General features: G+C 51.3%; 7 protein-coding genes and 1 pseudogene. All 8 read left to right on the top strand.

The window, feature by feature from the left end; all coding sequences use genetic code 11:
- Positions 1-272 (top strand): annotated as a pseudogene (tuf, locus tag NNO04_RS17280) (elongation factor Tu); the annotation flags it as partial.
- 229 nt (positions 273-501) lie between these two features.
- The gene (secE, locus tag NNO04_RS17275) at positions 502-885 is read left to right on the top strand and encodes a preprotein translocase subunit SecE (RefSeq protein WP_162379675.1); all 384 of its coding nucleotides are present in this window, start codon (positions 502-504) and stop codon (positions 883-885) included.
- Position 886: 1 nt separating this feature from the next.
- Positions 887-1,432, top strand: coding sequence for a transcription termination/antitermination protein NusG (gene nusG, locus NNO04_RS17270; RefSeq protein WP_003862341.1), 546 nt, complete (start codon positions 887-889; stop codon positions 1,430-1,432).
- Positions 1,433-1,587: 155 nt separating this feature from the next.
- A complete protein-coding gene (gene rplK, locus NNO04_RS17265) occupies positions 1,588-2,016 on the top strand; it encodes a 50S ribosomal protein L11 (protein ID WP_003033122.1) in 429 nt (142 codons plus the stop codon).
- Positions 2,017-2,019: 3 nt separating this feature from the next.
- Positions 2,020-2,724: a 50S ribosomal protein L1 gene (rplA, locus tag NNO04_RS17260; RefSeq protein ID WP_162379676.1), complete on the top strand. Its 705-nt coding sequence runs from the start codon at positions 2,020-2,022 to the stop codon at positions 2,722-2,724.
- Positions 2,725-3,018: 294 nt separating this feature from the next.
- Positions 3,019-3,516 carry a 50S ribosomal protein L10 gene (gene rplJ / locus NNO04_RS17255; RefSeq protein ID WP_007704673.1) on the top strand — a complete coding sequence of 166 codons (498 nt, stop codon included), beginning with the start codon at positions 3,019-3,021 and terminating at the stop codon, positions 3,514-3,516.
- Between the two features lie 66 nt (positions 3,517-3,582).
- Positions 3,583-3,948 (top strand): 50S ribosomal protein L7/L12, encoded by a 366-nt coding sequence (gene rplL / locus NNO04_RS17250; RefSeq protein WP_162379677.1) that lies wholly within the window; start codon positions 3,583-3,585, stop codon positions 3,946-3,948.
- Positions 3,949-4,267: 319 nt separating this feature from the next.
- Positions 4,268-8,296: a DNA-directed RNA polymerase subunit beta gene (gene rpoB, locus NNO04_RS17245; RefSeq protein WP_162379678.1), complete on the top strand. Its 4,029-nt coding sequence runs from the start codon at positions 4,268-4,270 to the stop codon at positions 8,294-8,296.
- Positions 8,297-8,330 lie beyond the last annotated feature (34 nt).

Below are 8,330 nucleotides of genomic sequence, written 5' to 3'. Positions count from 1 at the left end.
TCGAATCTGAAGTTTATATCCTGTCCAAAGACGAAGGCGGCCGTCATACTCCGTTCTTCAAAGGCTACCGTCCGCAGTTCTACTTCCGTACAACTGACGTGACTGGCACCATCGAACTGCCGGAAGGTGTAGAGATGGTAATGCCGGGCGACAACATCAAAATGGTTGTTACCCTGATTCACCCGATCGCGATGGACGACGGTCTGCGTTTCGCAATCCGTGAAGGCGGCCGTACTGTTGGTGCGGGCGTGGTTGCTAAAGTTATCAGCTAATCGCTGATATCATTTGACGCAATGCGCAATAAAAGGGCATCATTTGATGCCCTTTTTGCACGCTTTCGAACCAGAACCTGGCTCATCAGTGATTTTTTTTGTCATAATCATTGCTGAGACAGGCTCTGTAGAGGGCGTTTAGTCCGAAACTCACCAGAGCATTTCGGTTTGGATTGCCTCGCTTACGCGGGGTGAAAATGTTTGTAGAATACTTCTGACAGGTTGGTTTATGAGTGCGAATACCGAAGCTCAAGGAAGCGGGCGCGGCCTGGAAGCGATGAAGTGGGTGGCTGTAGCTCTATTGCTGCTTGTGGCTATCGTTGGCAACTACCTCTATCGTGACATGATGCTGCCGCTGCGTGCGCTGGCCGTAGTGATTCTGATTGCCGCCGCGGGTGGTGTTGCGCTGTTGACGACAAAAGGTAAAGCGACGGTTGCTTTTGCCCGTGAAGCGCGTACTGAAGTCCGTAAGGTCATTTGGCCGACTCGCCAGGAAACGTTGCACACCACACTGATCGTGGCTGCGGTTACCGCAGTAATGTCACTGATCTTGTGGGGACTGGATGGTATTCTGGTCCGCCTGGTATCCTTTATCACTGGCCTGAGGTTCTGAGATGTCTGAAGCTCCTAAAAAGCGCTGGTACGTCGTTCAGGCGTTTTCCGGTTTTGAAGGTCGCGTAGCAACGTCGCTGCGTGAGCATATCAAATTACACAATATGGAAGAGTTGTTTGGTGAAGTCATGGTGCCGACCGAAGAAGTGGTCGAAATCCGTGGTGGCCAGCGTCGCAAAAGCGAGCGCAAATTCTTCCCGGGCTACGTACTGGTCCAGATGGTTATGAACGACGCGAGCTGGCACCTGGTGCGCAGCGTACCGCGTGTAATGGGCTTCATCGGTGGTACTTCCGACCGTCCGGCACCAATCAGCGATAAAGAAGTTGATGCGATTATGAACCGCCTGCAGCAGGTGGGTGATAAGCCGCGTCCGAAAACGCTGTTTGAACCGGGTGAGATGGTTCGTGTTAACGATGGTCCGTTTGCTGACTTTAACGGCGTGGTTGAAGAAGTCGACTACGAGAAGTCCCGCCTGAAAGTTTCCGTTTCTATCTTCGGTCGTGCGACCCCGGTAGAACTGGACTTTGCTCAGGTTGAAAAAGCCTAACACGCCGATCAAAAAAGAGGCGATTTAATCGTTGCACAAGGCGCGGGATTGGAATACAATTCCGCGCCTTTTGTTTTTATGGATTCCATCCATAAAGCGAATTTTATTACGGGGAGCCTCTTTGAGGCGTTATAACCCAACCAGAGGAATTTAGAATGGCTAAGAAAGTACAAGCCTATGTCAAGCTGCAGGTTGCAGCTGGTATGGCTAACCCGAGTCCGCCGGTAGGTCCAGCACTGGGTCAACAGGGCGTGAACATCATGGAATTCTGCAAAGCGTTCAACGCAAAAACTGATTCCATGGAAAAAGGTCTGCCGATCCCGGTTGTTATTACCGTTTACGCTGACCGTTCTTTCACTTTCGTTACCAAAACGCCTCCGGCAGCAGTACTGCTGAAGAAAGCGGCTGGTATCAAGTCTGGTTCCGGCAAGCCGAACAAAGACAAAGTGGGTAAAATTTCCCGCGCTCAGCTGCAGGAAATCGCGCAGACCAAAGCTGCCGACATGACTGGTTCCGACATTGAAGCGATGACTCGCTCCATTGAAGGTACTGCACGTTCCATGGGCCTGGTAGTGGAGGACTAAGAAATGGCTAAACTGACCAAGCGTATGCGCGTGATCCGTGACAAAGTTGATGCAACTAAACAGTACGACATCAACGAAGCTATTGCTCTGCTGAAAGAGCTGGCCACTGCTAAATTCGTAGAAAGCGTGGACGTTGCCGTTAACCTCGGCATCGACGCTCGTAAATCTGACCAGAACGTACGTGGCGCAACTGTACTGCCGCACGGTACTGGCCGTTCCGTTCGCGTAGCCGTATTTACCCAGGGTGCAAACGCTGAAGCTGCTAAAGCTGCAGGTGCTGAACTGGTAGGTATGGAAGATCTGGCTGACCAGATCAAGAAAGGCGAAATGAACTTTGACGTTGTTATTGCTTCCCCGGATGCAATGCGCGTTGTTGGCCAGTTAGGTCAGGTTCTGGGTCCGCGCGGCCTGATGCCAAACCCGAAAGTTGGTACTGTAACTCCTAACGTTGCTGAAGCGGTTAAGAACGCTAAAGCAGGTCAGGTTCGTTACCGTAACGACAAAAACGGCATCATCCACACCACCATCGGTAAAGTGGATTTTGACGCTGACAAACTGAAAGAAAACCTGGAATCTCTGCTGGTTGCGCTGAAAAAAGCAAAACCGACTCAGGCGAAAGGCGTGTACATCAAGAAAGTTAGCCTCTCCACCACCATGGGTGCTGGCGTTGCCGTTGATCAAGCTGGTCTGAGCGCTTCTGCGAACTAAGATTAGCTTTACGTGGGCGGTGGATTTGTCTACAATTCTACCCCCACGTTTGTTAACGAAAGTTAGCAGATAAACAGATTTGTTCGTTGGAGCCTGGCCTAATCCAGGCCTCCGTCGAAGACCGCAGGTGTTTCGTAAGAAGCTTAATGCCCTGCGTAGACGGTGACAGAACGCTAAGATTATTTCTGATACTCTGGCTTGTTTCTGCTCACCGTATTTAGACGCTCTGTCCGTTGGGAAGAGTGAAGTGAGTTCCGGAACATGAGTTCCGGCAAACATCCAGGAGCAAAGCTAATGGCTTTAAATCTTCAAGACAAACAAGCGATTGTTGCTGAAGTCAGCGAAGTAGCCAAAGGCGCGCTGTCTGCAGTAGTTGCGGATTCCCGTGGCGTAACTGTAGACAAAATGACTGAACTGCGTAAAGCAGGTCGCGAAGCCGGCGTATACATGCGTGTTGTTCGTAACACCCTGCTGCGCCGTGTTGTTGAAGGTACCCAGTTTGAGTGCCTGAAAGACGCGTTCGTTGGTCCGACCCTGATTGCATATTCTATGGAACACCCGGGCGCAGCTGCTCGTCTGTTCAAAGATTTCGCGAAAGCGAATGCAAAATTTGAGGTCAAAGCCGCAGCCTTTGAAGGTGAATTGATCCCGGCATCGCAAATCGATCGCCTGGCAACTCTGCCGACCTACGAAGAAGCAATTGCACGCCTGATGGCAACCATGAAAGAAGCTTCGGCTGGCAAACTGGTTCGCACTCTGGCTGCTGTTCGCGATGCGAAAGAAGCTGCTTAATCGCAGTTATCTTTATCAAGCATCTGCTTACGTATAAACTTATTCTGATTTTCAGGAACAATTTAAATGTCTATCACTAAAGATCAAATCATTGAAGCAGTATCCGCTATGTCCGTAATGGACGTTGTAGAACTGATTTCTGCAATGGAAGAAAAATTCGGTGTTTCCGCTGCTGCTGCTGTAGCTGTAGCTGCTGGCCCGGCTGAAGTTGCTGAAGAAAAAACTGAATTCGACGTAATTCTGAAAGCTGCTGGCGCTAACAAAGTTGCTGTTATCAAAGCAGTACGTAGCGCAACTGGCCTGGGTCTGAAAGAAGCTAAAGACCTGGTAGAATCTGCTCCGGCCGCTCTGAAAGAAGGCGTGAGCAAAGATGACGCAGAAGCACTGAAAAAATCTCTGGAAGAAGCTGGCGCTGAAGTTGAAGTTAAATAAGCCAACTTTTCTGGTTGCAGCCTGAGAAATCAGGCTGATGGCTGGTGACTTTTTAGTCACCAGCCTTTTTGCGCTGTAAGGCGCCAGTAGCATTTCACACTGTTTGACTACTGTTGTGCCTTTCAATGCTTGTTTCTATCGACGACTTAATATACTGCGACAGGGTGCTCGCTCTGTGTAAATCGCAACGAAATGGTTTAAGCGTGATAGCAACAGGCATTGCGGAAAGTATTCAATTTTCCGATCAACAAAATAGTGTTGCACAAACTGTCCGCTCAATGGACAGATGGGTCGACTTGTCAGCGAGCTGAGGAACCCTATGGTTTACTCCTATACCGAGAAAAAACGTATTCGTAAGGATTTTGGTAAACGTCCACAAGTTCTGGACATACCTTATCTCCTTTCTATCCAGCTTGACTCGTTTCAGAAGTTTATCGAGCAAGATCCTGAAGGGCAGTATGGTCTGGAAGCAGCCTTCCGTTCCGTGTTCCCGATTCAGAGCTACAGCGGTAATTCCGAGCTGCAATACGTCAGCTACCGCCTTGGCGAACCGGTGTTTGACGTTCAGGAATGTCAGATCCGTGGCGTGACCTATTCCGCACCGCTGCGCGTCAAACTGCGTCTGGTGATCTACGAGCGCGAAGCGCCGGAAGGCACCGTAAAAGACATTAAAGAACAAGAAGTCTACATGGGCGAAATTCCGCTCATGACTGACAACGGTACCTTTGTTATCAACGGTACTGAGCGTGTTATCGTTTCTCAGTTGCACCGTAGTCCAGGCGTCTTCTTTGACTCCGACAAAGGTAAAACCCACTCTTCGGGTAAAGTACTGTATAACGCGCGTATCATTCCTTACCGCGGTTCCTGGCTGGACTTCGAATTCGATCCGAAGGACAACCTGTTCGTACGTATCGACCGTCGCCGCAAACTGCCTGCGACCATTATTCTGCGTGCGTTGAACTACACCACTGAGCAGATCCTTGACCTGTTCTTTGAGAAAGTTGTTTTCGAAATTCGCGACAACAAGCTGCAGATGGAACTGGTGCCGGAACGCCTGCGTGGCGAGACCGCATCTTTTGACATCGAAGCTAATGGCAAAGTGTACGTCGAAAAAGGCCGTCGCATTACTGCGCGCCACATTCGCCAACTGGAAAAAGACGATATCAAACATATCGAAGTTCCGGTTGAATACATTGCTGGCAAAGTAGCGTCTAAAGACTACGTTGACGAATCTACTGGCGAGCTGATCTGCGCAGCGAACATGGAGCTGAGCCTGGATCTGCTGGCTAAGCTGAGCCAGTCCGGCCACAAACGTATCGAAACGCTGTTCACCAACGATCTGGACCACGGTCCGTACATCTCTGAGACTGTACGCGTCGACCCAACCAACGATCGTCTGAGCGCGCTGGTAGAAATCTACCGCATGATGCGCCCGGGTGAGCCGCCGACTCGTGAAGCAGCTGAAAGCCTGTTTGAAAACCTGTTCTTCTCCGAAGACCGCTATGACCTGTCTGCGGTTGGTCGTATGAAGTTCAACCGTTCTCTGCTGCGCGACGAAATCGAAGGTTCCGGTATCCTGAGCAAAGACGACATCATTGACGTGATGAAGAAGCTCATCGATATCCGTAACGGTAAAGGCGAAGTCGATGATATCGACCACCTCGGCAACCGTCGTATCCGTTCCGTAGGCGAAATGGCGGAAAACCAGTTCCGCGTTGGCCTGGTACGTGTAGAGCGTGCGGTGAAAGAGCGTCTGTCTCTGGGCGATCTGGATACCCTGATGCCTCAGGATATGATCAACGCCAAACCGATTTCTGCAGCAGTGAAAGAGTTCTTCGGCTCCAGCCAGCTGTCTCAGTTTATGGACCAGAACAACCCGCTGTCTGAGATTACGCACAAACGTCGTATCTCCGCACTCGGCCCAGGCGGTCTGACCCGTGAGCGCGCAGGCTTTGAAGTTCGAGACGTACACCCGACTCACTACGGTCGCGTATGTCCAATCGAAACGCCTGAAGGTCCGAACATCGGTCTGATCAACTCCCTGTCCGTGTACGCACAGACTAACGAATATGGCTTCCTTGAGACGCCGTACCGTCGTGTTGTTGATGGCGTGGTTACTGACGAAATTCATTACCTGTCTGCTATTGAAGAAGGCAACTTCGTTATCGCTCAGGCGAACTCCAACCTGGATGACGAAGGGCACTTTGTAGAAGATCTGGTGACCTGCCGTAGCAAAGGCGAATCCAGCTTGTTCAGCCGCGACCAGGTTGACTACATGGACGTATCCACTCAACAGGTGGTATCCGTCGGTGCGTCTCTGATCCCGTTCCTTGAACACGATGACGCCAACCGTGCATTGATGGGTGCGAACATGCAACGTCAGGCGGTTCCGACTCTGCGCGCTGATAAGCCGCTGGTAGGTACCGGTATGGAACGTGCTGTTGCCGTTGACTCCGGTGTAACTGCGGTTGCTAAACGTGGTGGTACCGTTCAGTACGTGGATGCTTCCCGTATCGTTATCAAAGTTAACGAAGACGAGATGTACCCGGGCGAAGCAGGTATCGACATCTATAACCTGACCAAATACACCCGCTCTAACCAGAACACCTGTATCAACCAGATGCCGTGTGTGTCTCTGGGTGAGCCGGTTGAACGTGGTGATGTGCTGGCAGACGGCCCGTCCACTGACCTCGGTGAACTGGCGCTCGGTCAGAACATGCGCGTGGCGTTCATGCCATGGAACGGTTACAACTTCGAAGACTCCATCCTCGTTTCCGAGCGTGTTGTTCAGGAAGACCGTTTCACCACTATCCATATTCAGGAACTGGCATGTGTGTCCCGTGACACCAAGCTGGGGCCGGAAGAGATCACCGCTGACATCCCGAACGTGGGTGAGGCTGCGCTCTCCAAACTGGATGAATCCGGTATCGTTTATATCGGCGCAGAAGTGACTGGTGGCGACATTCTGGTTGGTAAGGTAACGCCGAAAGGTGAAACTCAGCTGACCCCGGAAGAGAAACTGCTGCGTGCGATCTTCGGTGAGAAAGCGTCTGACGTTAAAGACTCTTCTCTGCGCGTGCCAAACGGTGTTTCCGGTACGATTATCGACGTTCAGGTCTTTACTCGCGATGGCGTAGAAAAAGACAAACGTGCGCTGGAAATCGAAGAGATGCAGTTGAAGCAGGCTAAGAAAGACCTGTCTGAAGAACTGCAGATCCTCGAAGCTGGTCTGTTTAGCCGTATCTATGCCGTGCTGGTTTCCGGTGGCGTTGAAGCTGAGAAGCTCGACAAACTGCCGCGCGATCGCTGGCTGGAACTCGGTCTGACCGACGAAGAGAAACAGAATCAGCTGGAGCAACTGGCTGAGCAGTACGACGAACTGAAACACGAGTTCGAGAAAAAACTCGAAGCGAAACGCCGTAAAATCACCCAGGGCGACGATCTGGCACCGGGCGTGCTGAAGATTGTTAAGGTTTATCTGGCGGTTAAACGTCGGATCCAGCCTGGTGATAAGATGGCAGGTCGTCACGGTAACAAGGGTGTAATTTCTAAGATCAACCCGATCGAAGATATGCCTCATGATGCTAACGGTACGCCGGTAGACATCGTGCTGAACCCGCTGGGCGTACCGTCTCGTATGAACATCGGTCAGATTCTGGAAACTCACCTGGGTATGGCTGCGAAAGGTATTGGCGATAAGATCAACGCCATGCTGAAACAGCAGCAAGAAGTCGCGAAACTGCGCGAGTTCATCCAGCGTGCGTACGATCTGGGCGCTGACGTTCGTCAGAAAGTTGACCTGAATACCTTCAGCGATGAAGAAGTTCTGCGTCTGGCTGAAAACCTGAAAAAAGGGATGCCGATCGCAACGCCGGTCTTCGACGGTGCGAAAGAGTCTGAAATCAAGGAACTGTTACAGCTGGGTGGCCTGCCGACTTCCGGTCAGATCACACTGTTCGACGGTCGTACCGGTGAGCAATTCGAGCGTCAGGTTACCGTTGGCTACATGTACATGCTGAAACTGAACCACCTGGTTGATGACAAGATGCATGCGCGTTCTACCGGTTCTTACAGCCTGGTTACTCAGCAGCCGCTGGGTGGTAAGGCGCAGTTCGGTGGTCAGCGCTTCGGGGAGATGGAAGTGTGGGCGCTGGAAGCTTATGGCGCGGCATACACCCTGCAGGAAATGCTCACCGTTAAGTCTGATGACGTGAACGGTCGTACCAAGATGTATAAGAACATCGTGGACGGCAACCATCAGATGGAGCCGGGCATGCCAGAATCCTTCAACGTACTGTTGAAAGAGATTCGTTCGCTGGGTATCAACATCGAGCTGGAAGACGAGTAACTCTCGCTCAAACAGGTCACTGGTGCTGGCGTAA

The sequence above is a fragment of the Citrobacter sp. Awk 4 genome, assembly GCF_028069725.1.
Lineage (GTDB): Bacteria > Pseudomonadota > Gammaproteobacteria > Enterobacterales > Enterobacteriaceae > Citrobacter_D.
This window is presented reverse-complemented; position numbering and strand designations above follow the sequence as displayed.